This window comes from Bradyrhizobium sp. USDA 4472 (genome assembly GCF_054058595.1).
Genome location: NZ_JBSSAM010000001.1, coordinates 7,322,609 through 7,349,040, shown reverse-complemented (window position 1 = coordinate 7,349,040; position 26,432 = coordinate 7,322,609). Strand labels below are relative to the sequence as shown.

Genomic DNA, 26,432 nt, shown 5'->3' with positions numbered 1-26,432 from the left:
AGGCTGGGCGTCCGCAGCATAAGCGGGCGCCGGTGGGAGTGACGTCGTTATGGAGAACAGCCTCGATCCTGCTCCGCCCCTCCTGGAGGTGCGTGGGATCAGCAAGAGCTTTGGCGCGGTGCGCGCGTTGCAGGAGGTCGACTTCACGCTTCGCGCCGGCGAGATCCATGCGCTGCTCGGCGAGAACGGTGCCGGCAAATCCACACTGATCAAGGTGGTTACCGGCGTGTTTCCGCGCGATGCCGGTGTCGTCAGGCTGGGCGGTGAAGAGGTCGCGCCGCGTTCGGCCAAGGCGGCGGTGCAGGCCGGCATTGCGACCGTCTACCAGGAAGTCAATCTGCTTCCAAACCTTTCGGTGGCACAGAACCTGTTTCTCGACCGCCAGCCGATGCGCTTCGGCGTCGTGCGCGAAGGCGAGATGCGCCGTCGCGCCAAAGCGCTGCTCACGGAGTTCGGCCTCGATATCGACGTCGCGGCATCGCTCGGCGATTATTCGGTGGCCATACAGCACGTCACTGCGATCGCGCGCGCGGTCGATCTCTCCGCACGCGTGCTGATTTTGGACGAGCCGACGGCGAGCCTTGACCGCCATGAGGTCGAGATCCTCTTCCGCATCATGCGCCAGTTGGCCAAGCGCGGCATCGGTATCGTCTTCGTCAGCCATTTCCTCGATCAGGTCTACGAGATATCCGATCGCATTACCGTCTTGCGCAATGGCCGCCTGGTCGGCGAGCGCGAGATCGCGTCGCTGCCGCGGCTCGAGTTGATCCGGATGATGCTCGGCCGGGAGCTCGCCGAGACCACCAACGCGCGGGCTGCCGCCGGCGAGCACATGGTGCGCGAGGTCTGCGCGCGTTTCGACAATTACGGCAAGGCCGGCTATGTCGCCCCCTTCAATCTCGAGCTGCGCCATGGCGAGGTCGTCGGCCTCGCCGGGCTCCTCGGATCGGGTCGGACCGAGACGGCGCGGTTGGTGTTCGGTGCCGAGCGCGCTGACGGTGGGCAGGCGAGCGTTGAGGGCGCCCCCGTACGCCTTCAGTCGCCGCGCGACGGCGTGCGCCACGGCTTTGGCTATTGCCCGGAGGAGCGCAAGACCGACGGCATTGTCGCCGAGCTCACCGTGCGCGAGAATATCGTGCTCGCGCTTCAGGCCAAACGCGGCCTGCATCGGCCACTGTCCCGTCGCGAGCAGGACGAGATTGCACGTCGCTACGTGAAGATGCTCGACATTCGTCCGCCCGATCCCGAGCGTCCGGTGGGCCTGCTCTCCGGCGGCAATCAACAGAAGGTTCTGCTGGCGCGTTGGCTCGCGACGTCGCCGCGGCTCCTCGTGCTGGACGAACCCACCCGTGGCATCGATGTCGGCGCGCATGCCGAAATCATCCGCCTCATCCGCGAACTCTGCGACGACGGGCTGGCGCTGCTTGTGATCTCCTCCGAACTGGATGAAATCGTGACTTATTCCGACCGCGTGGTCGTGCTGCGCGACCGCGCCCATGTCGAGGAGCTCTCGGGCGAGGCAATCGACGTCACCAACATTCTTGCGGCGATCGCCGCCGATGGCGCCGCGATGCAAGAGGTGCGGGCATGACAGCGCTGTTGCCGCGCCGCGGCCTTGCCCAGATCCTGGCCTTGATCGTCATCCTCGCGGTCGACCGCGTGGTTTCGCCGCAATTCTTCGACCTGCGCCTCCAGGACGGCCGTCTGTTCGGTAGCCTGATCGACGTGCTCAACCGAGGCACGCCGGTGGCGTTGCTCTCGCTCGGTATGGTGCTGGTGATCGCGACGCGCGGCATCGATCTTTCCGTCGGCGCGGTGATGGCGATCTCCGGTGCAATCGCTGCGAGCCTTGCCGACAGCCACGGCTTGCCGGTGGTGCTGGCCGCGGCGCTCGGTATCGGCATCCTCTGCGGCCTCTGGAACGGTTTTCTTGTCGCGGTCCTTGGCATGCAGCCGATCGTGGCGACGCTGATCCTGATGGTGGCTGGGCGTGGCATCGCCCAGCTCATCACAGAAGGGCGGATTGTGACCTTCACGTCGCCGGACCTGGTCTGGCTCGGCAACGGTGCCATTCTCGGGGTGCCGGTACCGATCACGATTGCGGTCGGCATGTTGATCCTCACCGGCGCCATGGTACGCGGCTCCGCGCTCGGTCTCCTGATCGAGGCGACTGGTGGCAACGCCCGCGCGAGCGAGCTTGCCGGTGTGGGCACGCGCGCGATGATTCTGGCGGTCTATGTCTGGTGCGGGGTCTGTGCGGCGCTCGCCGGCGTGATCGCCGCGGCCGACATCATGGGCGCGGATGCCAACAATGCCGGCCTCTGGCTCGAGCTCGACGCCATTCTGGCCGTCGTGATCGGCGGCACCTCGCTGTTCGGCGGGCGCTTCAGCCTGATCCTGGCAGTGTTAGGCGCGCTGATCATCCAAACCATGAATACCGGTATTCTGCTATCGGGCTATCCGCCGGAGTTCAACCTGCTGGTCAAGGCCGTGGTGGTGCTCGCGGTGCTGCTGCTGCAATCACCGAAGCTGTCGGGCTTTTCCGGTATCATGGCGCGGCTGCGGGGGACGAAACCATGAAAGGCCTGCCGCCCGTCCTGATCACGGCCATCGTGCTGGTCGCCGGCTTCGCAGCCTGCGCACTGCAGTTTCCCAACATCGCCTCGACCCGCGTCGTCGGCAATCTTCTCACCGACAACGCCTTTCTCGGCATCGTCGCGACCGGTATGACCTTCGTCATCATCTCCGGTGGTATCGATCTGTCGGTCGGCTCGGTGATTGGCTTCACCACCGTGTTCGTCGCGCTTGCGATCGAGCGCTGGGGCATGCCGCCGCTGGTCGCGTTTGTCGCCATCCTCGTGCTCTCGGCGGCCTTTGGCGCTGCGATGGGCGCCATCATCCACGTATTTGATCTGCCGCCGTTCATTGTGACGCTGGCCGGGATGTTTCTGGCGCGCGGCGCGAGTTTTCTGCTTTCGACAGAATCGGTGCCGATCACCGCGCCGGTCTATTCGACCGTGTCGGATTTTGCGCTGCACATGCCCGGTGGCGGGCGGCTGACGGCGATAGCGATCATCATGCTGGTGATCGTGATCGGCGGCATTCTGCTGCTGCGTCTCACCCGGTTCGGCGCCAATGTCTATGCGCTTGGCGGCGGCCGGGCCACCGCAAGCCTGATGGGTGTTGCGGTAGGCAAAATGACGGTGAAGATCTACATGCTGTCGAGCCTGCTCGCGGGCATCGCCGGCATCGTGTTTTCCTTCTATACCAGCGCCGGCTATTCGCTCTCCGCCGTCGGTGTCGAGCTCGATAGCATCGCGGCCGTGGTCATCGGCGGCACGCTGCTCACGGGCGGGCAGGGCTCGGTGATCGGCACCTTCCTCGGCGTGCTGATCCAGGGCATGATCCAGACCTACATCAATTTTGACGGTACGCTGTCGAGTTGGTGGACGAAGATCGCGACCGGCATCCTGCTGTTCGCCTTCATCGCACTTCAGCAGGGGCTGGTCGCGCTGGCGCGCCGGCCGGTGTCGAACCGCGCGGGAGCCGTCCCATGACCTCGCGTATCGTCGTCATCCCGACACGGCGGGCCCATTCGAACCATGCGGAGGTGGCCCGCTCGATCGGCGTCGACATCATCGCTGGACGCTATGCGGAAGGGGTGCGGCTTCCGGGCGATGCCGAGCTGACGGCAATGTTCGGCGTATCGCGGCCGGTGTTGCGCGAGAGCGTGAAGACGCTGGTCGCCAAGGGGCTTTTGACGACCAAGGCGCGGGTCGGCACAGTCGTGCGCGGGCGCGCGGCCTGGAACATGTTCGACGCCGACGTGCTGGCCTGGCATCTCGACGCCGGCATCGACAGACACTTTCTCAACGATCTCGCCGAAATACGTCTTGCGGTCGAGCCGCGCGCGGCGGCGCTCGCGGCCAAGCGTCGTTCCGAAGACGACATTGCCGAGCTTCAGCGCAGCATGGATTGCATGCGGCAGGAGACGTCGGAATCAGTGGGCTTTGCCGAAGCCGATCTCGCCCTGCATCTTGCGGTCGCGCGAGCGTCGGGCAATCCGTTCATGCGTTCCATCGGTCACGTGATCGAGGCTGCGTTACGTACGGCTTTCATGCTCAGTGCACCGGCCGGTTCGGAAGACCGCGAGATCGCCTTGATCTGGCACCAGAAGATCGTCGATTCGATCGCAGCCGGGGATGCCGACGCGGCGGCCGAGGCCATGGCCTTCGTCATTCACAACGGCATGCGCCGGCATAAGGGGATGGCGGCCGAAACAGCTCCGGCGGCACCTGCAGAACCTGGAGACAATTCGTGACAGCCCTTCGTATCGCCATCGTCGGTTTCGGTAAAATCGCCCGCGACCAGCATGTCGGCGCTATTGCTGCGACAGCTGGCGCGACGCTTGCCGCCGTTGCCAGCCGCAACGCCTCGCTGCCGGGCCTGCCGCATTTTGCGAGCATCGAGGAACTGCTGGAAAAGGGTCCGGAGATCGATGCGGTGTCGCTCTGCACACCACCTCAGGTGCGCCGCGCCCAGGCTGCTGCAGCGCTCGCGGCCGGCAAACATGTCATGCTGGAGAAGCCGCCCGGCATCGGCGTGGCCGAACTCGATCCGCTGACCGAAATGGCGGCGGATGCAAAGCGCACTTTGTTTGCGACCTGGCATTCGCGCCATGCGCCGGCGGTCGAGCCGGCCCGCGAATGGCTGGCTACGCGCCGGATCAACTCGGTGCACATCAATTGGAAGGAAGACGTCCGCGTCTGGCATCCCGGCCAGACCTGGATTTGGGAGCCCGGCGGCCTCGGCGTGTTCGACCCCGGCATCAACGCGCTCTCGATCCTGACCCGCATCCTGCCAAAGCCGGTGTTCGTCACCGCGGCGGAGCTGGCCTTTCCGGCCAATTGCCAGTCCCCGATTGCCGCCAATCTGACGCTGACCGACATCAGCGGCCTGCCGATCACGGCCGAATTCGATTTCCGCCAGACCGGGCCGCAGAGCTGGGATATCGTCGCGGAAACCGACCAGGGCCGGATGACGTTGTCCCGTGGTGGCAGGATTATGGCGGTCGACGGCAATGTTGTTGCCGACGCGCCCGATGAGGAATATCGAGAACTCTACCGGCACTTCGTCAAGCTCGCCGCATCAGGCGCGAGCGATGTCGATCTGGCACCGCTTCGTCTCGTCGCCGACTCGTTCCTGCTCGGCAAGCGCAACATCGTCGAACCGTTCGTGGACTAGGCATGTTTGGTGCGAAAATTGCAAAGGACGTGTTCGGAACGCTGCCGGACGGGCGCCATGTCGAGCGTATCGTGCTGCGTGGGGAGGGCGGGTTTGAGGTCCGCATCATCACCCATGGCGCGGTGATCCAGGCGCTCGTCGCGCCGGATGCCAAAGGCGGCTACGACGATGTTGTGCTCGGTCATGACGCCTTGGCCGGCTATCTCGCCGAACGCAAGTTCTTTGGCGCGACCGTCGGCCGCTATGCCAACCGCATCGCCGACGGGCAGTTCTCGCTCGATGGCGAGACCTTCCAGCTTGCAATCAATAATGGTCCGAATGCGCTCCATGGCGGCCTCGACGGCTTCGACCGCAAGCTCTGGGACGTTGCCGAGATCGACGACGGGGCCAACCCTGCGGTCACGCTAACCTACACGAGCCCGCATGGCGAGGAGAACTACCCCGGCAAGCTCGACGTCCGCCTGACCTATCGCGTCACCGGCCCGACAGAGCTGTCGCTGACGATGGAGGCAAGGACCGATCGGCCGACCATCGTGAACCTGACCAACCACAGCTTCTTCAATCTGGAAGGCGCCACGTCAGGCACGTCTGCACTCGACCACAAACTGACGGTCGCGGCCGAGCGTTTCCTGGCCATTGACCCCACTGCCATTCCCTTGCCGGAACCGCCCCGTGCGGTGGCTGACACACCGTTTGACTTCCGACACGCTCACGCCGTCGGCGCGCGCATCCGCGAGAGCGATCAGCAATTGCACAACGGCAGGGGCTACGACCACACTTATTGCCTCGCGCGCGATGGCAAGCTCGCGCTCGCGGCCCGGCTGGAGGCCCCGCGCTCGGGGCGGGTCATGGAGCTGTTCACCGACCAGCCCGGCTTGCAAGTCTATTCCGGCAACTATCTCGACGGCACGATCTCGGGCAAGGGCGGCAAGCTGATCCGCCAATCGGACGCGTTGTGTCTGGAGCCGCAAATGTGGCCCAACTCGCCGAACCGGCCGGACTTTCCGAGCCCTCGCCTCGATCCCGGCGAGGTCTATCACCATCACACCGTCTATCGCTTTGCGGTGAGGTCGCCATGATGGAGGAGGTGCCGACATCCGTTCTTTCGGATCATCCCTGCCATCTTGGCGAGGGGCCAACCTATGACGTGACGACCGACACCGCCTGGTGGTTCGACATTCGTGAGGGGAAGCTGTTCGAGGCGCATCTTGGCCGCGGTGACATCCGAATCCACGCGCTCGGCCGGATGGCGAGCGCGCTGGGGCGGATCGACGCCGCACGGCAGTTGGTCGTCGCGGAGGATGGTTGTTACGTCCGTACCGTGGCCGATGGCGCGATGACACTGTTCTGTCCGCTCGAAGCGGATGATCCCACCACGCGCTCCAATGATGGCCGCGTGCACCAATCCGGCACGTTCTGGATCGGCACCATGGGGCGCAAGGCCGAGCGCGGGGCGGGGGCGATCTACGCGCTCCACCGCGGCAAGATCTCGACGCTGTTTCCGGGCATCAGCATTCCGAACTCGATTTGCTTCTCGCCGGATGGCGCGACCGGCTATTTCGCCGACACCGCCCGCGCCGTGCTCTATGCCGTGCCGCTCAATCCCGATACGGGGCTGCCGCGCGGCGAGCCGGAGGTATTGCTGCGCCACACCGGCGTCGGAGGGCTCGACGGGTCGGTGTGTGATGCCGACGGGCAGATCTGGAACGCCTGCTGGGGCGCAGGCCGGGTCGATGTCTATTCTCCGCAAGGCGAGCGCCTGCGCTCGCTGCGCGTGCCGGCCAGGCAGGCGAGCTGTCCCGCTTTCGTCGGTCCGGATCTGTCGCGGCTGCTCGTCACGTCTGCCTGGCAGGATATGGATGCGGAGGCGCGCGCCGCCGATTCGCTGGCCGGCTCCACTTTTGTGCTACAAGCCTCCGCGCACGGTCGCGCGGAGCCCGACGTCAAGCTTGCATAGGAGATCCGAAACCGACCTCTACCTGCGTACTGGACCAAAACCCAACAAACAGTCTGACACCCAAAGGGAGTGAAGCATGTTGAAATTGAAGACCACGTTTCTCGCGATGGCGCTGGCCGGCGCCGCAACTATGGCCTCGGGCCTCACCGCCTCCGCGCAGGACAAGGCAACCGTCGGCATCGCCATGCCGACGAAATCCTCCGCGCGCTGGATCGCAGACGGCGACAACATGGTGAAGGTGCTGAAGGAGCGCGGCTACAACACCGACCTGCAATATGCCGAGGACGACATTCCGAACCAGCTCTCGCAGGTCGAGAACATGGTGACCAAGGGCGCCAAGGCGCTGGTGATCGCCGCGATCGATGGCACCACGCTGTCGGACGTGCTCAAGCAGGCCAAGGCCAAGGGCATCACGGTCATCGCCTATGACCGCCTGATCCGCGGTACGCCGAACGTCGATTACTATGCGACCTTCGACAACTTCCAGGTCGGCGTGCTCCAGGCGGAATCGATCGTGAAGGGACTCGGCCTGAAGGACGGGAAGGAAGGACCGTTCAACATCGAACTGTTCGGCGGCTCGCCCGACGACAACAACGCCTTCTTCTTCTACAACGGCGCGATGTCGGTGCTTCAGCCCCTCATCGACAGCAAGAAGCTCGTCGTCGTGTCCGGCCAGATGGGCATGGACAAGGTTGCGACCTTGCGTTGGGACGGCGCCACCGCCCAGGCCCGCATGGACAACCTGCTCAGCGCCTACTACGGCAACAAGAAGGTCAACGCGGTGCTGTCGCCCTATGACGGCCTCTCGATCGGTATCATCTCCTCGCTGAAGGGCGTCGGCTACGGCAGCGCCGATCAGCCAATGCCGATCATCTCGGGTCAGGACGCCGAAGTGCCCTCGATCAAGGCGATGCTGCGCGGCGATCAGTACTCGACCATCTTCAAGGACACCCGCGATCTCGCCAAGGTGACCGCCGACATGGTCGATGCCGCGCTCGCCGGCAAGCAGGTCACGGTGAACGACACCAAGACCTACGAGAACGGCGCCAAGACCGTTCCGTCCTATCTCCTGAAGCCGGTCGTGGTGTACAAGGACAATTGGGAGAAGGTCCTGGTTGAGAGCGGCTACTACAAGAAGTCGCAGTTCCAGTAAGACTTTCTTCCCTCTCCCCGCGTGCGGGGAGGGGGTTAGGGTGAGGGGCTCTCCACGGGGCGGTGACAGCCGCTCTCGCGGGGCCTGCGCCTCACCCGTACCAACGGCCGCGACCTCTCCCCGCAAGCGGGGAGAGGTGAATTGAATAGACGGGACGAAACCAATGACCGCCATGCTGGAGATGCGGAACGTCAGCAAGAGTTTTGCTGGTGTGCAGGCGCTGCGCGACGTCAACTTCTCGGTCGAGGCTGGCCAGATCCACGCCCTGGTCGGCGAGAACGGCGCCGGCAAATCGACCTTGATGAAGGTGCTGAGCGGGGTCTACCCGGCAGGCAGCTACGAGGGGACCATCGTCTTCGAGGGCGAGGAGCGCCGCTTCCGCGACATCAACGATTCCGAGGCGCTCGGCATCATCATCATCCACCAGGAGCTGGCGCTGATCCCGCTGATGTCGATCGCTGAAAACATCTTTCTCTCGCACCCGCCCTCCAGGCTCGGCGTGATCGATCGCGACGAGGTTTACCGGCGCACGCGCGAGCTGCTCGCGCAGGTCGGCCTCAAGGAGTCGCCGGATACGCTGATCACCGATCTCGGCGTCGGCAAGCAGCAGCTGGTCGAGATTGCGAAAGCCCTATCCAAGCGCGTGCGGATGCTGATCCTGGACGAGCCGACCGCGAGCCTCAACGAGGCCGACAGCGCCGCGCTGCTTGAACGGCTGATGAAGTTTCGCGAGCAGGGCATCGGCTCGATCCTGATCTCCCACAAGCTGAACGAAGTCGCCCGCGTTGCCGACCACATTACCGTGCTGCGCGACGGCCGCACGGTCGACGGTATCGACTGCCGCGCCGAGCCGATTCAGGAAGACCGCATCATCCGCAGCATGGTCAACCGCGATCTCGCCCATCGCTTTCCCGAGCGCAAGCCTCAGATCGGCGGGCCTGTGCTTGAGGTTTCGAACTGGTCGGTCTACCACCCCATTCATCCCGAACGGCAGGTGATCAAGAACGTCAATTTCGGCGTGAAGCGCGGCGAGGTCGTTGGAATCGCCGGGCTGATGGGGGCAGGCCGCACCGAGTTCGCCATGAGTCTGTTTGGCCGCTCCTGGGGCACCAATATCAGCGGCCGGATCGTGCTTGAGGGCCATGAGATCGCGCTGCCGAGCGTTGCCGCCGCGATCGACGCCGGCCTTGCCTATGTCACCGAGGACCGCAAGCAGCTCGGCCTGATTCTGGCTGACGATGTCCGCAAGAATATTACCCTGGCAAGCCTCGACCAGGTCGCGCCGCGGCGGGTGATCGACGATATCGCCGAGCTGAAGGTCGCCAGCGACTACCGCAACCGCATGCGGATCCGCTGTTCCGACGTCTACCAGGAGACCGGCCAGCTCTCAGGCGGCAACCAGCAGAAGGTCGTCCTGTCGAAATGGCTGATGACCGACCCCAAGGTGCTGATCCTGGACGAGCCGACACGGGGCATCGACGTCGGTGCCAAATACGAGATTTATTGTATCATCAACGAGCTTGCGGAGGCCGGCCGCGGCGTGGTGGTAATCTCTTCGGAGATGCCCGAGCTGCTCGGCATCTGCGACCGCATCTGCGTCATGAACGACGGCGCCTTCGTCGGCGAGTTCCGGGGCGCGGATGCGACACAGGAAAAGATCATGCGCGCCATCATGCGCAACGAACGAAGCAACGGTAACGGCGCGGTCGAGGCCGCGGAGATGGGAGGGTCGCAGCCATGACCGACAAGACGGTTTCGCTGCCTGAGGAGCGCCGGCACGGCAGCTTCATCAAGAACAATCTGCGCAACTACGGCATGCTGATGTCGCTGATCGCGATCATGCTGTTTTTCCAGGTCATGACCAGCGGCACGCTGCTGCAGCCGCTCAACCTGACCAACCTTGTGCTGCAGAACAGCTACATCGTCATCATGGCGCTGGGCATGCTGCTGGTGATCGTCACCGGGCACATCGACTTGTCGGTCGGATCGGTCGCCGGCTTCGTCGGCGCAGTCGCCGCTCTCCTCATGGTGACCTACAAGGTCGACTATACCCTCGCCTTCATCGCCTGTCTCATCGTCGGCGCGGCCATTGGTGCCGCGCAGGGCTATTGGGTGGCCTATTTCAAGATCCCGTCCTTCATCGTGACCTTGGCCGGCATGCTCGTGTTCAAGGGTCTCGCGCTCGCGGTGTTGCAGGGCCAATCGCTCGGGCCGTTCCCGTCGACATTCCAGAAACTGTCCTCGGGTTTCATTCCGGAACTGCTGCCCGAGACCGGTACGCTGCATCCGACATCGATGCTGATCGGCGCGTTGCTGGCGCTGGGGCTGGTCTACGCCAGCGCCAAGGGCCGCGCGCGCGAGGTCTCGCACGGCATCGAGGTCGAGCCCTACGCGTTCTTCCTCGGCAAGAGCGTGGTGCTCGCCTGCGCCGTGCTGTACTTCACCTATCTGATCGCGACCTATCGTGGCCTGCCCAACGTGCTGGTGATCATGAGCGTCCTGATCGCGCTCTATGGCTTCGTCACCCGCCGTACCGTGATCGGCCGGCATATCTATGCCGTCGGCGGCAACGCCAAGGCGGCTGGCTTGTCGGGTATCAAGACCGAGCGGCTGACTTTCTTCACGTTCGTCAACATGGGCGTGCTGGCCGCGCTCGCCGGGCTCGTCTTCGCCGCACGCCTCAACACCGCGACGCCGAAAGCGGGTCTCGGCTTCGAGCTCGACGTCATCGCCGCCTGCTTCATCGGCGGTGCCTCGGCCTATGGCGGCGTGGGCCGGGTCGGCGGCGCCGTGGTCGGCGCCATGATCATGGGTGTGATGAACAACGGCATGTCCATCCTCGGCATCGGCATCGACTACCAGCAGGTCATCAAGGGCCTGGTCCTGCTCGGAGCCGTCTGCATCGACGTGTATAACCAGCGGCGGTAGGTGGTCTCGTGGGTGGGCATCGGCGCGCAGCACCGGGCCCACCATCTTTCCCCGATTGAAAAGAAGTGGTGGGCGCGCCTCTGCCCTCGCTCCTTCGACCGACGGCGGACAAGTCGCTTTGCCCGCCTACCTGACGGAAAGGCCCGCCACGCCCCGAGACGCTCTGTTCCCTTGTGAGCTATTGCTCATCATCTGGGTATATGATCGAATGCGGGGATGGACCAGCGCCGGCCTGAACCCGATCTCATCATCTTCGATTGTGACGGCGTGCTCGTCGACAGCGAGTTGCTCAGCTGTCGCTGCCTGTCCGACGTCTTGGCGGAGTTCGGTTTTCAACTCAGCGTGGAGCAGGCGCTCGAGCTATTTCTCGGACGCAGCACCAAGGCGATCGAGGAGCACTATGGCGATCTCGGCCAGGCCTTGCCTGACGACTTTCTTCCGCGCCTGAAGGCCCGTGTGCTCGAGACGTTTGCGGGCGCGCTCCAGCCGATCCCCGGCGTCGGCGCGGTCCTGTCCGAATTGAATACGCCGCGCTGTGTCGCATCGTCGAGCGACCTCGACCGTGTCTCCTTGTCGCTTGATGTCACCGGCCTCGCGCCGCATTTCGGCGATCGGCTCTACACCGCGCAGATGGTCAGGCGCGGCAAGCCGGCGCCGGATCTCTTTCTGCACGCCGCCGGGAAGATGCAGGCCAGCCCTTCGCGCACGCTGGTGATCGAGGACAGTGTCAGCGGCGTACAGGCCGCCAAGGCGGCGGGCATGACGGTCTGGGGATTTGTCGGCGGTGGCCATTATCGCGCCCGCGATGGCCGGGCTATATTATCCGCTGCCGGAGCCGATCGGGTCTTCGCGCACATGAGCGATTTCTGGGAGGCGTGAGGCCGTATGGCCGCGGAGAACGAAAAATCAAGGCTCGATGACGCCGCGCGCGCCGGCTGGCTCTATTTCATTGCCGGCCACACCCAGGACGAGATCGCAAAGATGCTGCAGGTATCGCGCGCCTCGGCGCAGCGGCTGGTGTCGCTGTGCCTCGCCGAACGGCTCATCACCTTTCGACTCGATCATCCGATCGCTGCCTGCATGGAACTGGCCGCACGGTTGAAGGAGCGGTTTCACCTCAGCCATTGCGAGGTCGTGCCGGCCGACTCTGCTGCGCCCCAGGCCACGGCCGGTATCGCCGAGCGCTGCGCCAACCTGCTCGATGCGACGCTACGCTCGGAGACGCCCGTGATCGTCGCGCTTGGCACGGGGCGGGCGGTGCGCGCCGCGGTCGAGCGCGTCACGCCGATCGACCGGCCCAACCATCAGATCGTCTCGCTGGTCGGCAACATCTCGGCCGACGGCTCGGCGAGCTTCTACGACACCGTCGGCCGTCTCGCCGACCGGACCGGCGCGCGGCACTATCCGATGCCGCTGCCGTTCCTGATGTCGTCCGAAGACGAGCGCAACAAGATGGTACGGATCGAGCCGATCGCCAAGGTGAAGGCGGTCGCAGCCAAGGCGGATCTGCGCCTCGTCGGCATCGGCCAGATGGACCAGAAGGCGCAGGTCCATGTCGACGGTTTTGTCACGCGTGACGAATTGTTCGAGATGATGCGGCAGGGTGCCATCGGCGAGATCACCGGCTGGGCCTATGATTCCAAGGGGCGACTGCTCAAGGCCGGCACCAACAAGCGCCTCACCAGCATTCCGCCGGAGGTGCCGGCGAAGACCACGACGATCGGGGCCGCAATCGGTGCGGCCAAGGTGCCGGCGATTGCGGCCGCGCTGAACGGGCGGCTGATCAACGGCCTGATCACCGACGAGGCCACCGCCAGGGCGATCCTGGAGCGCTGAGCTGGCGCGGCAACGGGATTCGGCTCCCTCTCCCGCTTGCGGAAGAGGTCGAGCAAGCCGTGGGCGCTCGGCTCGAATAATGATCATCATCCGCGCACGCACTACGCCGTCCGCTCCCGCACCGCAGCACTCATAAGTTGCCGAGATGCGTGCGCGCCTGCTTGACATCCGCCGCACCTCGGCCGAACATACGCTCAACGCGTGGGCATATGCTCAAAGCGCGAGTTGAGGGAGGACACCGTGAAACACGTTCTGGGCGCCGTCTGCGGCGCATACGTACTGCTTGCCGTCCCCGCGATGGCTGAAACGACCCTGACGATCGCCACCGTCAATAACGGCGACATGATCCGGATGCAGGGCCTGACCGGCGAATTCACCAAGGCAAACCCCGACATCTCCGTGAAATGGGTGACCCTCGAGGAAAACGTCCTGCGCCAGCGCGTCACCACCGACATCGCCACCAAGGGCGGCCAGTTCGACGTGCTGACCATCGGTACCTACGAGGTGCCGATCTGGGCCAAGAAGGGCTGGCTGGTGCCGCTCGCCAATCTCGGCGCCGATTACGACGTCGCCGACCTCCTGCCGAAGATCAGGGATGCGGTCTCCGTCGACGGCAAGCTCTATGCCGCGCCGTTCTACGGCGAGAGCTCGATGGTGATGTACCGCACCGACCTGTTCGACAAGGCCGGCTTGAAGATGCCGGAGAAGCCGACCTGGGACTTCATCATCGACGCCGCCAAGAAGCTGACCGACAAGAACGCTGGCGTCTATGGCATCTGCCTGCGCGGCAAGGCCGGCTGGGGCGAGAACATGGCCTTCCTCTCGGCCATGGCCAATTCCTACGGCGCGCGCTGGTTCGACGAGAAGTGGGAGCCGCAGTTCAACACGCCGGAATGGAAGACGACGCTCACGACCTACGTCAATTTGATGAAGGAGGCCGGCCCTCCCGGCGCGAGCTCGAACGGCTTCAACGAGAATCTGGCGCTGTTCAACGCCGGCAAGTGCGGCATGTGGATCGATGCGACGGTGGCGGCATCCTTCGTCACCAATCCAAAGGACTCCAAGGTCGCCGACAAGGTCGGTTTTGCGCTCGCGCCCAACGCCGGACTCGGCAAGAACGCCAACTGGCTGTGGGCGTGGAGCCTCGCCATACCCGCCGGCTCGAAGAAGGCCGAAGCCGCCGAGAAGTTCATCGCTTGGGCCACCAGCAAGGACTACACCAAGCTCGTGGCCTCGAAGGAAGGCTGGGCCAACGTGCCGCCGGGCACGCGCACCTCGCTCTACGAGAACCCTGAGTACCTGAAGGCCGCCCCGTTCGCCAAAATGACCTTGGCTTCGATCGACGCGGCGGACCCGAACCATCCAACCGTGAAGCCGGTGCCGTATGTCGGCGTGCAATATGCCGCGATCCCCGAGTTCCAGGGCATCGGCACGCAGGTGGGGCAGCAGTTCTCCGCCGCGCTTGCGGGCTCGATGACGGTCGATGCGGCGCTCGCCGCTGCGCAATCCGCAACCGAGCGTGAGATGAAGCGCGCCGGCTACATCAAATGAACCCGAGCTCTCCCTGAGCTCAAACTCGCGGCCATCCACTCCTTGCGCGATGGATGGCCGCCTTCTTCCTCCAAGCGGAGAGCCTGAGGATGGCAACCCGGCAGACGCAATTCCTGGCGCGGTCGCTCCTGACCCCGGCCGTCGGACTGCTGTTCATCTGGATGATCGTTCCGCTCGCGCTGACGATCTATTTTGCGACGCTGCATTACAGCCTGCTCGATCCCGGCTCGGAATCGTTCGTCGGGCTTGAAAACTTCCGCTACTTCCTCACCGATCCGGCCTTCCTCGCCTCGCTTCAGAACACGCTGGTGCTGGTCGGTTCGGTGCTGGCATTGACGATCCTGCTGGGTATTCCCCTGGCGCTGTTGATGGACCAGCCCGTCATCGGCCGTAACTTCGTCCGGCTCATGGTGATCGCGCCATTCTTCGTCATGCCGACGGTGAGCGCGCTGGTCTGGAAGAATTTGCTGATGCACCCGGTGTCTGGCCTGTTCGCCTGGCTCGCCAAGCTGATCGGGCTGACGCCAGTGGACTGGTTCAACGACCTGCCGCTGTTCTCGGTGATCCTGATCGTGGCCTGGCAATGGCTGCCATTCGCGACCCTGATCCTGCTCACTGCGCTGCAATCGCTCGACGAGGAGCAGAAGGAGGCAGCCGAGATGGATGGCGCCAGCGCCATCTCGACCTTCATCTACATCACGCTGCCGCATCTGGCACGCCCGATCACCGTGGTAATCCTGATCGAGACCATCTTCCTGTTGACCGTGTTCGCCGAAATCTTCGTTACTACCGGCGGTGGGCCCGGCCTGCAAACCACCAACATCGCCTTCCTGATCTATTCGCAGGCGCTGATCCAGTTCGACGTCGGCAGCGCATCCGCAGGCGGCCTCGTGGCTGTGGTCATCGCCAACGTCGTCGCCTTCTTCCTCGTCCGCATCGTCGGCCGCAACCTGGAAGCCTGACATCATGGCGCGCAAGTCAACCACACAGCAGGTAGCGATCTCGACGATCGGGGCATGGTTCTTCGGCTTCCTGATCTTCTTCCCGATCCTCTGGATGGTGCTGGCGAGCTTCAAGACCGAGCTCGAGGCCTTTGCCATCCCGCCATCCTTCCTATTCTTCCACTGGACCACGGAAAACTATGCGACGGTGCAGGAGCGCAGCGACTATCTGCTCCACGCCATGAACTCGATCATCATCGCCGGCGGTTCGACGCTGGTTGCGCTCGTGATCGCGGTCCCCGCGGCCTGGTCGATGGCGTTCTCGCCGACCAAGCGCACCAAGGATCTCCTGCTCTGGATGCTGTCGACCAAGATGATGCCGCCGGTCGGCGTTCTGGTCCCGATCTACCTGATCTACAAGATGTTTGGATTGCTCGATTCCCGCATCGGCCTCGTCTTTATCCTTTGCCTCGGAAATCTTCCGATCGTCATCTGGATGCTCTTCACCTATTTCAAAGAGATCCCGCGCGACATCCTCGAAGCGGCGCGCATGGACGGCGCCACGATCGGCCGCGAGCTCGTCTACGTGCTGACGCCGATGGCGATCCCGGGGCTCGCGTCGACCTTGCTGCTCAATCTGATCCTGGCTTGGAACGAGGCGTTCTGGACGTTGAACCTGTCGACCTCGAATGCCGCGCCGCTCACGACGTTCATCGCGTCCTATTCCAGTCCGGAAGGACTGTTCTGGGCAAAGCTGTCAGCGGCATCCACGCTGGCGATCGCTCCCATTCTCGTCCTCGGTTGGTTCAGCCAGAAGCAGCTCGTGCGCGGGCTCACCTTCGGCGCGGTGAAGTAAAAGGGGCTGGCGGAACATGGGTCAGATCACACTTCAGGGCGTACAGAAATCGTTTGGCCCGGTGCACATCATCAAGGGCGCGGATCTTGATATCGCCGACGGATCTTTCGTTGTCTTCGTCGGTCCGTCCGGCTGCGGCAAGACTACGCTTCTCCGGCTGATAGCGGGCCTTGAGGATGTCACGGGCGGCGCCATCCTGATCGATGGCAAGAATGTCGTCGACACGCCGCCCGCCAGGCGCGGGCTGTCGATGGTATTCCAGTCCTACGCGCTCTATCCGCATATGAGCGTGCGTGGCAATATCGGCTTCGGCCTGAAGATGGCGGGATTGCCCAAGGACGAGATCAACCGCAAGGTCGAGGCCGCCGCTGCGACGCTGAACCTCACGCCTTACCTCGACCGCAAGCCGCGTGAGCTCTCCGGCGGCCAGCGCCAGCGCGTCGCGATCGGCCGTGCCATCGTTCGCGAGCCCAAGGGGTTCCTGTTCGACGAGCCGCTGTCCAATCTCGACGCCGCATTGCGCGTACAGATGCGCATCGAGGTGACACGGCTCCAGAAGCAGCTCGGCACCACGGCGATCTACGTCACCCACGACCAGGTCGAGGCCATGACCATGGCCGACAAGATCGTCGTGCTCAACGCCGGCAAAATCGAGCAATACGGCTCGCCGCTGGAGCTGTACGAGCGGCCTGCCAACCTTTTCGTCGCCGGCTTCATCGGCTCGCCCAAGATGAACTTCGTGACAGGCGAAAGCGCCGCGCAGCAGGGCGCCGCTACGATCGGCGTTCGGCCAGAGCATCTCAAGATTGAGCGCGACGGTGGTGGCGGCTGGCAGGGCACGATCGCGGTGGCCGAGCACCTCGGCAGCGACACCTTTCTTTACGTCGATGCGGGGCCGCTCGGGATGTTGACGGCGCGTTACATCGGCGAATTGAGCCTGCATGCCGGCGACCGCGTGTCGCTGGTGCCGGATCCCGCCCGCATTCACCGCTTCGATGCCAGCGGCAATGCGATCAGGAACTAACAAGAAACGGGAAGACGACCATGTATCTGGAGAAATTCAAGCTGAGCGGCAAGACCGCGTTCATCACCGGCGGCGGGCAGGGCATTGGCCTGGCCTGCGCCGAAGCGCTGGCCGAGGCCGGAGCCAAAGTGATCATCGGCGACCGCGACGGCAAGGTCGCTGGCGATGCCAGGGCCAGCCTGAAGGCGAAAGGTTACGATATCGAGACCGCCATTATGGACGTCACCGACACCAAACGGGTGGCGGAGGTGGCGAACGATCTCGTTGCCCGCCACGGCAGGGTCGACGTCCTCGTCAACAATGCCGGAATTGCCCGCAGCGAAACGCCGGCTGAGACGGTGACCGACGAGCACTGGCTCAATGTCATCGACGTCAACCTCAACGGCACCTTCTGGTGCTGCCGCGAGTTCGGCAAGCACATGCTCAAGGCCAAGAGCGGCGCTATCGTCAATGTCGGCTCGATGTCCGGCTTCATCGTCAACAAGCCGCAGGAGCAGTGCTTTTACAATGCCTCGAAGGCCGGCGTGCACCATCTGACCAAGTCGTTGGCCGCCGAATGGGGCGCCCGGGGCATCCGCGTCAATGCGGTGGCGCCGACCTATATCGAGACGCCGCTCAACGCCTTCGTGAAAAGCAACGCCAAGATGTACGACGCCTGGATCGGTGGAACCCCCATGGCGCGGATGGGGCAGGTCGAGGAGATCGCCTCGGTCGTCCTGTTCCTGGCATCCGAGGCTGCCAGCCTGATGACCGGCAGCATCGTGCTGGTGGATGGCGGCTACACTTGCTGGTAGGCTTGCGTCAAGACTGACGGAAGCGACCGGGAGCGACAATGCCGCGAGCGTATATCGGCGTCGACGTAGGGACCACGAGCACGCGGGCAGGGGTGTTTGACGAAGCGGGAACGCTGCTTGCGACCGCCAGGCATCCGATTCGGATCTGGCACGAGGCCGGCGACATCGTCGAGCAGTCGTCGGAAGATATCTGGGAGGCCTGCGTCAAATCGGTACGGGCGGCGATCGCGGAAGCAGCGATTGCGCCTGAGAGCGTCGGCGGCATTGGTTTCGACGCAACCTGTTCCCTGGTGGTGCTCGATATCAGGGGCCAGCCGGTTACGGTCAGCGCCTCCGGCGAGGCGCAGCGCAACGTCATCGTCTGGATGGATCACCGTGCCATCGCGGAGGCGCGGCTGATCAACGAGACCGAAGACGCCGTGCTGCGCTATGTCGGCGGCTCGATCTCGCCCGAGATGGAGATGCCGAAACTGTTGTGGCTCAAGCGGCACATGCGTGCGAGCTTTGACGCCGCCGGGCATTTCTTCGATCTGGCGGACTATCTGACCTGGCGCGCCACCGGATCGCTGCAGCGCTCGACCTGCACCGTTACCTGCAAATGGAACTACCTCGCGCATGATGGCGGCGGCTGGAGTGCCCCGTTCTTCAAGCGCATTGGCCTGGCCGACTTCGTCAGCGAGAACTACGCCCGCATCGGCACCGAGATCGTCGCACCCGGCACACGGCTCGGTGCTGGTCTGACCCGCGAGGCCGCCGCCGATCTCGGCCTGTCCGCAGGCATTCCGGTTGGTGCTTCCTTGATCGATGCCCATGCCGGCGGCATCGGCGCGATTGGCGGCCGTGACGGGTCGGGCGGAACGACCGATGTCACGGACCGCCTGGCCTACATCATGGGGACGTCGGCCTGCATCATGGCGACGACGAAGGACCCCTGCTTTGTGCCCGGCGTCTGGGGTCCTTATTATTCGGGCATGGTGCCGGACTTCTGGCTCAACGAGGGAGGGCAGTCGGCCGCCGGCGCGGCGATCGACCATCTCCTGAAGTCGCATCCGGGACACGCGAAGGCGAGCGCGGCGGCGAAGACCGAGGGTGTCGACCTCATCGAGTTCCTCGAACGCCGCATCATCGCGCGTGCCGGCGATGCCAGCCGCGCAGCGCTGCTCGCCCGCGACGTCCACGTGCTCCCCGAATTCATCGGCAATCGCTCGCCTTACGCCGATCCCGATACGCGCGCGGTGATCGCAGGCCTTGATCTCGACACCGATGTCGGTTCGATGGAACGGCTGTTCATCGCGGGTCTGTGCGGGCTCGCCTATGGGCTCGCGGAGGTGATCGAGGCCTTTGCCGCACATGGCGTGCATGCCGGCATCATGATCATGGGCGGCGGCGCCAGCCGCAGCCCGCTGGTGCGGCAGATCATGGCTGATACCACCGGCCTCACCGTCGCGTTGCCCCAGACGAAGGAGCCGGTGCTGCTGGGTGCAGCGATGCTCGGCGCGGTCGCCGGTGGCGCCTATGCCTCGATCGGCGAGACCATGGCAAAGATGTCGGCGCTTGGGCGCAAGAGCGAGCCGACGACGCCTGAAATGGCGGCGTTTCACACGAGGAAGCGCGAGGTATATAAGCTGTTGCGCGACGTCGATCGCAGCAGCCGCGCGGCGATGCGCGATATCGTCAAGGGTTGAGGGACATGCTGATTTCCTGCGGCGATGCGCTGATCGATTTCGTGCCGACGAGAAACGCGGAGGGACGCGAGGCCGTGATGCCGGCGGTTGGCGGCTCCTGTCTCAACGTTGCGATCGGGATGGCGCGGCTCGGCGCTCCGACGGGTTTCGTCGGCGGCATCTCGACGGACATGTTCGGACGCATGATCGCGGAGCACGCCGTGGCGTCGAACGTCGATCTGGGTCTCGCCACCCGCGGCGATCATCAGACCACGCTGGCCTTCGTGCGCATCGTCGCCGGCGAGTCCAATTACGCCTTCTATGACGCCGAGACCGCGACGCGGAATTGGAGGTTTCTGCGTGGGACCATTCCGTTCAATAAGGTGGCGGCTGTCCATGTCGGCTCGACCACGCTGGTCAACGACCAGGGCGCTGCCGAAACGAAGGCTCTGATTGCGGATGCGAAGGCCTCGTCGACGATTTCCTTCGATCCGAATTGCCGGCCCAACCTCGTCAAGGATAAACCGGCCTATCTCGCACGAATGAATGAGTTCGCTGCCAGCGCCGATCTCGTCAAAATGTCAGACGTCGACTTCGCCTATCTTTTCGGCGAAGAGTCGTATCAACAGCGCGCGAGCGCGATGTTGGGGCGGGGTCCGAGCCTTGTCGTGGTCACCCGCGGCAACAACGGCGCCATTGCCTGGCATGCAAAGGCCGGGCAGATCGAGGTCGAGGCGCCGAAGATTGAGGTCGCCGACACCATCGGCGCCGGCGACACCTTTCAGGCTGCCTTGCTGTTCGCGCTTTACAAGCAAGAGCGTATCGCCCGGGCGCAATTGAAGGACATCGGCCCAGACGAGCTCCGCCGCGCGCTGTCCTTTGCCGCCAACTGCGCCGGCCTGACCTGCACCCGCCCCGGTGCCGATCCGCCCTGGAGCCACGAGATCAGCTGGAGCTGGTAGTCCGCGCGATTCCCGGGATGTCCCGGCGGATTGCGGCCATGCGTCCGCCGAAATGGACAGGTGAGTTGCGCGCTGGCAAGGTCCGCACATCCTGACGCGAGCCTGTCCTGATGAGCGACGACCTCTGTTTCCTCTCTGCCACGGAACTGCGCGAACGTATCACCCGCAAGAAGGTGTCGCCGGTCGAAATCACCACCGCGGTGCTCGCGCGCGCCGAAGCGTTGCAGCCCGAGCTGAATTGCTTCATCACATTGTGCGGCGACGAAGCGATGGCCGCGGCGCGCGAAGCCGAGCGCAAGGTCATGTCTGACGAGCCACTCGGCTTGCTGCATGGGCTGCCCGTCACCGTCAAGGACATCGTCAACACCAAGGGGGTGAAGACGACCTTCGGCGCCGTTCCCTACAAGGACAATGTGCCCGCCGAGGATGCTGTCGCGGTCGCAAAGCTGCGCAGCGCAGGTGCGATCCTGATCGGCAAGACCACGACGCCGGAGTTCGGGAGCAAGTGCCTGACCGACTCGCCGCTGTTCGGCCGCACCCGCAACGCCTGGGACGCGCGGCGCTCCTCCGGCGGCTCCAGCGGCGGCGCGGCGGTGGCCGTGGCGAGCGGCATCGCGCCGCTGGCGATTGCCACCGACGGCGGCGGCTCGACGCGGATTCCCGCGGCCTGCAACGGCGTGGTCGGGCTGAAGCAGAGCAATGGCGTGATCGCGCACAGTCAGGCGCTGGATGCGTTCGGAAACCAGACCTATGTCACGCCGACCACGCGCACCGTCGCGGACACCGCGCTGATGATGCAGGCAATGGCCGGCGAGGATGCCTGCGATCCCTGGTCGATCGGCGTGCCCGTGCCCGACTTCATCGGCATGGCCGCCCCGCGCGGCGATCTGCGCGGACAAAAGATCCTGTTCTGCGCGTCGCCGCCGGGCCGACCCGTGTCCTCGGATGTGACCACGGCCTTCAGGGCGAGCCTTGATCGCCTCGCGGGTCTGGGCGCGGAGCTCGAGGAGTTTTCGGGCGAGGGATACGACGTCGAGCCGATCTGGCGCGCTATCAACCACACCGTCTGGCGCTCGCGATTTTCAAAGCTGGTGGCCGAGCATGGTGACGTCCTCAGCGAAGCCTTCGTCAAGCAAATCGCGTTGGCGACTGATGTCAGCGGCGTCGACTACCAGGAGGCGATGTTCGCGCGCACCGCGTTGTTCCGTCGCGTGCAATCCCTGCTTGCGCGCGGGCACCTTCTGGCGATGCCAACCCTCACCCGCACCGCGCTGCCGATCGACCAGGACCTGTTCGGCCGGATCGAGATCGACGGCCAGCAGTTTGACAGCGTCCGGCCGCACTGGTTCCCCTGGACCATGCCGTTCAACATGACCGGCCACCCCGCGATCAGTCTACCCTGCGGTTTTGGTCGCGACGGAATGCCGATTGGGCTCCAGCTCGTGGGCCGCTTCCGGGGCGACGCGGAATTGCTGCACGTCAGCGCGCTGTTTGAGGCCTCGTCCAGTCTCCTGTCCCGTCGGCCGGCCTAGGAGGGGACGATGGGCCGCAAAGGGCTTGCGTCCGGCGTCCGGACATGTTGATCGTGCCGCGGATGAGCCCTGAAGCTGAGCGCGCATGAGCGTATTTGTCCTCCGACGTGTCCTGACATTGCTGGCAACGCTGGTCGGCGCATCCGTCATCATTTTCCTGGTGTTGGACGCGCTGCCGGGTAATGCCGCGCAGATGCTGATGGGTGCCGATGCGTCGCCCGATGCGGTGCGCGCGCTCACCGTCAAGCTCGGGCTCGATCAGCCGCTGGCGGTTCGTTATCTGCATTGGATCACGGGTCTCCTCGTCGGCGATCTCGGCAACTCCTATGTCTACGGCACGCCGGTCGCGAGCCTGATCGCGGAACGGCTGGTGCTGACCGTTCCGCTCGCAATCATGTCGATGCTGATCACGGTGGTGCTGGCGCTCTCGGCCGGCATCTACACTGCCGCCAACCATAACAAGCTCGGCGATGTCGGGGTGATGTCGCTAACCCAAATCGGCATCGCGCTGCCGAATTTCTGGTTCGCCATTCTCCTTGTGCTGCTGTTCGCCGTTCGGCTGCAATGGCTGTCCGCCGGCGGTTTTGCCGGTTGGGACGACGGCATCTGGCCCGGCGTCAAGTCGCTGCTGCTGCCGTCGATCTCATTGGCTGTGGTGCAGGCCGCCATTCTTGCCCGTGTCACGCGGTCTGCGGTGCTGGAAGTGCTGCGCGAAGACTTTGTCCGCACGGCGCGCGCGAAGGGGCTCGGCAGGCGCGAGGTGCTGTGGAGCCATGTGCTGCGCAATGCCATGATTCCTGTCATGACAGTGATGGGCTTGCAATTCGCCAATCTGCTTGCGGGCACGATCGTGATCGAGAACGTGTTCTACCTGCCGGGGCTTGGCCGCCTGATCTTCCAGTCGATCGCCAACCGCGATCTGATCGTGGTGCGCAACTGCGTGATGCTGTTGGCGGCCATGGTCGTCATCGTCAATTTCGTGGTCGACGTGCTCTATGCCTTCATCGATCCTCGCATCAAGGTGCACGACCTGTGAGTGCGCCCCTGACCACCTCTGCCGACGCAACGGTCGCAACGCAACCCTTGTCGGCCCAGACGTTCTGGGGTCGCGCGCTGCGGCACCCCAGCTTTGTGATCGGCGGCGCGCTGAGCCTTTTGGTGGTCATCTCCGCGCTGCTTTCGCTGGTCTGGACACCGTGGTCGCCCTATGAGATCGACATCGCCTCGAAACTCCAGCCGCCGTCGGCGGCGCATTGGCTGGGCACCGATACGTTCGGTCGCGACATCGTATCGCTGTTGCTCGCCGGCGCGCGCTCGACCATCCTGGTCGGCGTCATCGCCGTCAGCATCGGTCTGACCTTCGGCGTCTGTCTCGGCCTGATCGCATCGGCCAAGCGCGGCTGGACCGAAGAGATCATCATGCGCTTCTCCGACTTCACTTTCGCCTTTCCGGCCGTGCTCTCGGCCATCATGCTTGCCGCGGTCGCGGGTCCAGGCATGGTGACCTCGATCATCGCGATCGGTATCTTCCAGATCCCGACCTTGACCCGGCTGACGCGCGGTTCGGCAAACGCGGTCTGGGCGCGCGAATTCGTGCTGGCCGCGCGCGCGTCAGGGAAGGGCGCCTTCCGCATCACCGTCGAGCATGTGCTGCCGAACATCCTGTCGATCCTGATCGTGCAGGCGACCATCCAGTTTGCGCTGGCCATTCTCGCCGAAGCCGCGCTGTCTTATCTCGGCCTCGGCACGCAGCCGCCGCAGCCTTCATGGGGCCGCATGTTGAACGATGCGCAGACCATGCTGTTCCAGTCCCCAATGCTCGCGGTGTATCCCGGTGCTGCGATCGCAGTCGCCGTGCTCGGCCTCAATCTGCTCGGTGATGGATTGCGAGATTTGCTTGATCCCAGACTGGCGCGGGAGCGGTGACGATGGTTGATCCCGCAACCCTGATCGAAGTCGCTGGTCTCGGCGTCCGTCTCAACACCAGCCGCGGTCCGGCACAGGCGGTCCGCGGCGTGAGCTTTGCGCTGAAACGCGGCGAGACGCTCGGGCTCGTCGGCGAATCCGGCTGCGGCAAGTCGGTTACGGCGCTGTCGCTGATGGGGCTGCTGCCTGACAGCGCCGTTGTCAGCGGCAGCATCAAGCTCGATGGACGCGAGCTCGCGCGCCTCCCGGACGCGGATTACTGTAAGCTGCGCGGCAACCGCATCAGCATGATTTTTCAGGAGCCCATGACGGCTCTGAACCCGATGCACACGATCGGCCATCAGGTCGCCGAGCCGCTGCGGCGTCACAAGAATTATTCCACAGCCCAAGCGCGCAAGGAGGCGATCGCCTTGCTCGACCGCGTCGGGCTGCCCGATCCGGCCAAACGTATCGATGCCTATCCGCATCAGTTCTCCGGCGGCCAGCGCCAGCGCGTCACGATTGCGATGGCGCTCGCCTGCGAGCCTGATCTCTTGATCGCAGATGAACCGACCACTGCGCTTGACGTTACCATCCAGGGCCAGATTCTCGATCTCATCGCCGATCTCGTCGAAGAACGCGGCATGTCGATGATCCTGATCTCGCATGATCTCGGCGTCATCGCCGAGAACGTGCAGCGCATGATGGTGATGTATGGCGGCACCGTCGTCGAGAGCGGGCCGACGGACCAGGTGTTTCGCCGCATGGGCCATCCCTACACGCAGGGCCTGTTCCGAGCGCGCCCGCGGCTCGGCGCGCGCAGGGGGACGCGACTGACGACGATCTCGGGCACGGTGCCGGAGCTCGCCGATCTGCCTGTCGGTTGCACATTCGCCGATCGATGTCCGCTCGTGATCGACGCGTGCCGGGCGGCGCTGCCGCCGATGGTCGAGGTCGGACCGCTGCATGGCGTGCGCTGCATCAGAACCGATGTCTCCATGGCTGCGAATGTCGGGGCGCTGTCCGCATGACCGCAGCGCCCCTTCTCGACGTGAGGAATCTCGAGCAGCGCTACACGCTGCCGCGCGAAAGTCTGTTCCGCCCGCCCGGGCAGGTCCGTGCCCTCAACGGCGTCAGCGTCCAGGTTGAGGCTGGCAAGAGCCTCGGCATCGTCGGCGAGTCCGGCTCCGGCAAATCCACGTTCGCGCGCGTGGTGATGGCGCTGGAGCGGCCGACGGCGGGCGAGGTCACGCTGCTCGGCCGCGATCTCAATCGCATCTCTCCCGACGAATTGCGCCGCGCCCGGCGCGATTTCCAGATGGTGTTCCAGGACCCTTACGGATCGCTCGATCCACGCCAGACCATTGCGCGCATCGTCGCCGAGCCGCTCACCGTGCTCGACGACGCCGACCGCAGGATGTTCCGCGCTCGCGTCTCGGCGGTGCTGAAGCAGGTCGGCTTGCGCGAAGCGGACATGGACAAATATCCGCACGAATTCTCCGGTGGCCAGCGCCAGCGCATCGCGATCGCGCGCGCGTTGATCACGCAACCGAAACTGATCGTCGCGGACGAGCCGGTCTCCGCGCTCGATGTTTCCGTCCAGGCGCAGGTCCTGAACCTGATGCAGGACCTCCAGGAGCAGTTCGGGCTGAGCTACATCCTGATCAGCCACGACCTCGCGGTGGTCGACCATCTCTGCGACGAGGTCGCGGTGATGTATCTCGGCCGTATCGTCGAGCAGGGGCGGCCTGAGGATCTGTTCGAGCACTGCGCACATCCCTACACGCGGGCGCTGCTGGATGCCGTGCCGCGGGCGCGTGCCGGTGGCGGCCGGCGCCGGCGCGGGGCCCAGGCGATCGCCTCGCAATCGGCGGTCGCGACGGGGTGCCCCTATGTCGCGCGATGTCCGCACGCCGACCAGCATTGCCGCGAGGTTCCGCCCTTGCTACGCAGGGTGGGCGAGGGACACCTTGCCGCCTGCCACAAGGCGGAGGCCGTGATGGCATTGCCGCAGGCGGCCATGGAAGGTTAATGTCGGCTACAGACTTGGCGTAGCCTCGAGAAGCAGAAGAAGGCCCGGGAGTT

24 protein-coding genes are annotated in these 26,432 nt (G+C 64.6%); all 24 read left to right on the top strand.

The annotated features are described in order from the left end of the window. Positions 1-49: 49 nt before the first annotated feature. The 24 genes from ACVWZ4_RS34705 (at position 50) to ACVWZ4_RS34590 (ending at position 26,379) form a co-directional block, all read left to right on the top strand. Positions 50-1,591, top strand: a complete 1,542-nt coding sequence (locus ACVWZ4_RS34705; protein ID WP_456742137.1) for a sugar ABC transporter ATP-binding protein — start codon at positions 50-52, stop codon at positions 1,589-1,591. Continuing rightward, positions 1,588-2,580 carry an ABC transporter permease gene (locus tag ACVWZ4_RS34700; RefSeq protein WP_456742136.1) on the top strand — a complete coding sequence of 331 codons (993 nt, stop codon included), beginning with the start codon at positions 1,588-1,590 and terminating at the stop codon, positions 2,578-2,580. Before ACVWZ4_RS34705 ends, ACVWZ4_RS34700 begins: the two co-directional genes overlap by 4 nt. Further along, positions 2,577-3,557, top strand: coding sequence for a galactofuranose ABC transporter, permease protein YjfF (gene yjfF, locus ACVWZ4_RS34695; RefSeq protein ID WP_456702709.1), 981 nt, complete (start codon positions 2,577-2,579; stop codon positions 3,555-3,557). The genes ACVWZ4_RS34700 and yjfF overlap by 4 nt, the downstream gene beginning before the upstream one ends. After that, positions 3,554-4,321, top strand: coding sequence for a FadR/GntR family transcriptional regulator (locus ACVWZ4_RS34690; RefSeq protein ID WP_456702710.1), 768 nt, complete (start codon positions 3,554-3,556; stop codon positions 4,319-4,321). Before yjfF ends, ACVWZ4_RS34690 begins: the two co-directional genes overlap by 4 nt. After that, positions 4,318-5,244, top strand: a complete 927-nt coding sequence (locus tag ACVWZ4_RS34685) for a Gfo/Idh/MocA family protein (protein ID WP_456742135.1) — start codon at positions 4,318-4,320, stop codon at positions 5,242-5,244. The genes ACVWZ4_RS34690 and ACVWZ4_RS34685 overlap by 4 nt, the downstream gene beginning before the upstream one ends. A gap of 2 nt (positions 5,245-5,246) precedes the next feature. Beyond that, entirely contained in the window at positions 5,247-6,323 is a 1,077-nt protein-coding gene (locus ACVWZ4_RS34680) for an aldose epimerase family protein (protein WP_456742134.1), read from the top strand. Further along, a complete protein-coding gene (locus ACVWZ4_RS34675; RefSeq protein WP_456705229.1) occupies positions 6,323-7,201 on the top strand; it encodes an SMP-30/gluconolactonase/LRE family protein in 879 nt (292 codons plus the stop codon). The genes ACVWZ4_RS34680 and ACVWZ4_RS34675 overlap by 1 nt, the downstream gene beginning before the upstream one ends. 76 nt (positions 7,202-7,277) lie before the next feature. After that, positions 7,278-8,354 (top strand): multiple monosaccharide ABC transporter substrate-binding protein, encoded by a 1,077-nt coding sequence (chvE, locus tag ACVWZ4_RS34670; RefSeq protein WP_456702713.1) that lies wholly within the window; start codon positions 7,278-7,280, stop codon positions 8,352-8,354. Between the two features lie 163 nt (positions 8,355-8,517). Continuing rightward, positions 8,518-10,095: a multiple monosaccharide ABC transporter ATP-binding protein gene (gene mmsA / locus ACVWZ4_RS34665; protein WP_456702714.1), complete on the top strand. Its 1,578-nt coding sequence runs from the start codon at positions 8,518-8,520 to the stop codon at positions 10,093-10,095. Continuing rightward, entirely contained in the window at positions 10,092-11,282 is a 1,191-nt protein-coding gene (mmsB, locus tag ACVWZ4_RS34660; protein ID WP_456702715.1) for a multiple monosaccharide ABC transporter permease, read from the top strand. The genes mmsA and mmsB overlap by 4 nt, the downstream gene beginning before the upstream one ends. A gap of 216 nt (positions 11,283-11,498) precedes the next feature. Beyond that, positions 11,499-12,161, top strand: a complete 663-nt coding sequence (locus tag ACVWZ4_RS34655; RefSeq protein ID WP_456734611.1) for an HAD family hydrolase — start codon at positions 11,499-11,501, stop codon at positions 12,159-12,161. 6 nt (positions 12,162-12,167) lie between these two features. Beyond that, positions 12,168-13,118 carry a sugar-binding transcriptional regulator gene (locus ACVWZ4_RS34650; protein WP_456702717.1) on the top strand — a complete coding sequence of 317 codons (951 nt, stop codon included), beginning with the start codon at positions 12,168-12,170 and terminating at the stop codon, positions 13,116-13,118. 297 nt (positions 13,119-13,415) lie between these two features. Further along, positions 13,416-14,669, top strand: a complete 1,254-nt coding sequence (locus tag ACVWZ4_RS34645) for an ABC transporter substrate-binding protein (protein ID WP_456705230.1) — start codon at positions 13,416-13,418, stop codon at positions 14,667-14,669. Positions 14,670-14,758: 89 nt separating this feature from the next. Then, on the top strand, positions 14,759-15,631 hold the full coding sequence (locus ACVWZ4_RS34640; RefSeq protein WP_456702718.1) for a carbohydrate ABC transporter permease: 873 nt from the start codon (positions 14,759-14,761) through the stop codon (positions 15,629-15,631). A 4-nt stretch (positions 15,632-15,635) separates the two neighbouring features. After that, on the top strand, positions 15,636-16,466 hold the full coding sequence (locus ACVWZ4_RS34635; protein WP_456702719.1) for a carbohydrate ABC transporter permease: 831 nt from the start codon (positions 15,636-15,638) through the stop codon (positions 16,464-16,466). A 16-nt stretch (positions 16,467-16,482) separates the two neighbouring features. Then, the gene (locus ACVWZ4_RS34630) at positions 16,483-17,490 is read left to right on the top strand and encodes an ABC transporter ATP-binding protein (protein ID WP_456702720.1); all 1,008 of its coding nucleotides are present in this window, start codon (positions 16,483-16,485) and stop codon (positions 17,488-17,490) included. Positions 17,491-17,510: 20 nt separating this feature from the next. Then, positions 17,511-18,284 carry an SDR family NAD(P)-dependent oxidoreductase gene (locus ACVWZ4_RS34625; protein WP_456742133.1) on the top strand — a complete coding sequence of 258 codons (774 nt, stop codon included), beginning with the start codon at positions 17,511-17,513 and terminating at the stop codon, positions 18,282-18,284. Between the two features lie 38 nt (positions 18,285-18,322). After that, positions 18,323-19,969 carry an FGGY-family carbohydrate kinase gene (locus ACVWZ4_RS34620; RefSeq protein ID WP_456742132.1) on the top strand — a complete coding sequence of 549 codons (1,647 nt, stop codon included), beginning with the start codon at positions 18,323-18,325 and terminating at the stop codon, positions 19,967-19,969. A 5-nt stretch (positions 19,970-19,974) separates the two neighbouring features. Then, positions 19,975-20,910: a carbohydrate kinase family protein gene (locus ACVWZ4_RS34615; protein ID WP_456702723.1), complete on the top strand. Its 936-nt coding sequence runs from the start codon at positions 19,975-19,977 to the stop codon at positions 20,908-20,910. A 110-nt stretch (positions 20,911-21,020) separates the two neighbouring features. Then, positions 21,021-22,442, top strand: coding sequence for an amidase (locus ACVWZ4_RS34610; protein ID WP_456702724.1), 1,422 nt, complete (start codon positions 21,021-21,023; stop codon positions 22,440-22,442). Between the two features lie 85 nt (positions 22,443-22,527). Further along, entirely contained in the window at positions 22,528-23,478 is a 951-nt protein-coding gene (locus ACVWZ4_RS34605; RefSeq protein ID WP_456702725.1) for an ABC transporter permease, read from the top strand. Then, complete coding sequence (locus tag ACVWZ4_RS34600; protein WP_456702726.1) at positions 23,475-24,368, top strand: ABC transporter permease; 894 nt, start codon at positions 23,475-23,477, stop codon at positions 24,366-24,368. Before ACVWZ4_RS34605 ends, ACVWZ4_RS34600 begins: the two co-directional genes overlap by 4 nt. Before the next feature lie 2 nt (positions 24,369-24,370). After that, entirely contained in the window at positions 24,371-25,378 is a 1,008-nt protein-coding gene (locus ACVWZ4_RS34595; RefSeq protein WP_456702727.1) for an ABC transporter ATP-binding protein, read from the top strand. Then, positions 25,375-26,379, top strand: a complete 1,005-nt coding sequence (locus tag ACVWZ4_RS34590; RefSeq protein WP_456742131.1) for an ABC transporter ATP-binding protein — start codon at positions 25,375-25,377, stop codon at positions 26,377-26,379. Before ACVWZ4_RS34595 ends, ACVWZ4_RS34590 begins: the two co-directional genes overlap by 4 nt. Positions 26,380-26,432: the final 53 nt, after the last annotated feature.

What these genes read in the sequence shown, in the direction of transcription:
- ACVWZ4_RS34605 (WP_456702725.1), top strand. Translation starts at nt 22,528, where the DNA reads ATGAGCGTATTTGTCCTCCGACGTGTCCTGACATTGCTGGCAACGCTG.
- ACVWZ4_RS34590 (WP_456742131.1), top strand. Translation starts at nt 25,375, where the DNA reads ATGACCGCAGCGCCCCTTCTCGACGTGAGGAATCTCGAGCAGCGCTAC.
- ACVWZ4_RS34645 (WP_456705230.1), top strand. Translation starts at nt 13,416, where the DNA reads ATGGCTGAAACGACCCTGACGATCGCCACCGTCAATAACGGCGACATG.
- ACVWZ4_RS34655 (WP_456734611.1), top strand. Translation starts at nt 11,499, where the DNA reads ATGGACCAGCGCCGGCCTGAACCCGATCTCATCATCTTCGATTGTGAC.
- ACVWZ4_RS34620 (WP_456742132.1), top strand. Translation starts at nt 18,323, where the DNA reads ATGCCGCGAGCGTATATCGGCGTCGACGTAGGGACCACGAGCACGCGG.
- yjfF (WP_456702709.1), top strand. Translation starts at nt 2,577, where the DNA reads ATGAAAGGCCTGCCGCCCGTCCTGATCACGGCCATCGTGCTGGTCGCC.
- ACVWZ4_RS34615 (WP_456702723.1), top strand. Translation starts at nt 19,975, where the DNA reads ATGCTGATTTCCTGCGGCGATGCGCTGATCGATTTCGTGCCGACGAGA.
- ACVWZ4_RS34700 (WP_456742136.1), top strand. Translation starts at nt 1,588, where the DNA reads ATGACAGCGCTGTTGCCGCGCCGCGGCCTTGCCCAGATCCTGGCCTTG.
- ACVWZ4_RS34650 (WP_456702717.1), top strand. Translation starts at nt 12,168, where the DNA reads ATGGCCGCGGAGAACGAAAAATCAAGGCTCGATGACGCCGCGCGCGCC.
- ACVWZ4_RS34625 (WP_456742133.1), top strand. Translation starts at nt 17,511, where the DNA reads ATGTATCTGGAGAAATTCAAGCTGAGCGGCAAGACCGCGTTCATCACC.
- mmsA (WP_456702714.1), top strand. Translation starts at nt 8,518, where the DNA reads ATGACCGCCATGCTGGAGATGCGGAACGTCAGCAAGAGTTTTGCTGGT.
- ACVWZ4_RS34630 (WP_456702720.1), top strand. Translation starts at nt 16,483, where the DNA reads ATGGGTCAGATCACACTTCAGGGCGTACAGAAATCGTTTGGCCCGGTG.
- ACVWZ4_RS34675 (WP_456705229.1), top strand. Translation starts at nt 6,323, where the DNA reads ATGGAGGAGGTGCCGACATCCGTTCTTTCGGATCATCCCTGCCATCTT.
- ACVWZ4_RS34680 (WP_456742134.1), top strand. Translation starts at nt 5,247, where the DNA reads ATGTTTGGTGCGAAAATTGCAAAGGACGTGTTCGGAACGCTGCCGGAC.
- ACVWZ4_RS34640 (WP_456702718.1), top strand. Translation starts at nt 14,759, where the DNA reads ATGGCAACCCGGCAGACGCAATTCCTGGCGCGGTCGCTCCTGACCCCG.
- ACVWZ4_RS34635 (WP_456702719.1), top strand. Translation starts at nt 15,636, where the DNA reads ATGGCGCGCAAGTCAACCACACAGCAGGTAGCGATCTCGACGATCGGG.
- ACVWZ4_RS34690 (WP_456702710.1), top strand. Translation starts at nt 3,554, where the DNA reads ATGACCTCGCGTATCGTCGTCATCCCGACACGGCGGGCCCATTCGAAC.
- ACVWZ4_RS34595 (WP_456702727.1), top strand. Translation starts at nt 24,371, where the DNA reads ATGGTTGATCCCGCAACCCTGATCGAAGTCGCTGGTCTCGGCGTCCGT.
- chvE (WP_456702713.1), top strand. Translation starts at nt 7,278, where the DNA reads ATGTTGAAATTGAAGACCACGTTTCTCGCGATGGCGCTGGCCGGCGCC.
- mmsB (WP_456702715.1), top strand. Translation starts at nt 10,092, where the DNA reads ATGACCGACAAGACGGTTTCGCTGCCTGAGGAGCGCCGGCACGGCAGC.
- ACVWZ4_RS34705 (WP_456742137.1), top strand. Translation starts at nt 50, where the DNA reads ATGGAGAACAGCCTCGATCCTGCTCCGCCCCTCCTGGAGGTGCGTGGG.
- ACVWZ4_RS34610 (WP_456702724.1), top strand. Translation starts at nt 21,021, where the DNA reads ATGAGCGACGACCTCTGTTTCCTCTCTGCCACGGAACTGCGCGAACGT.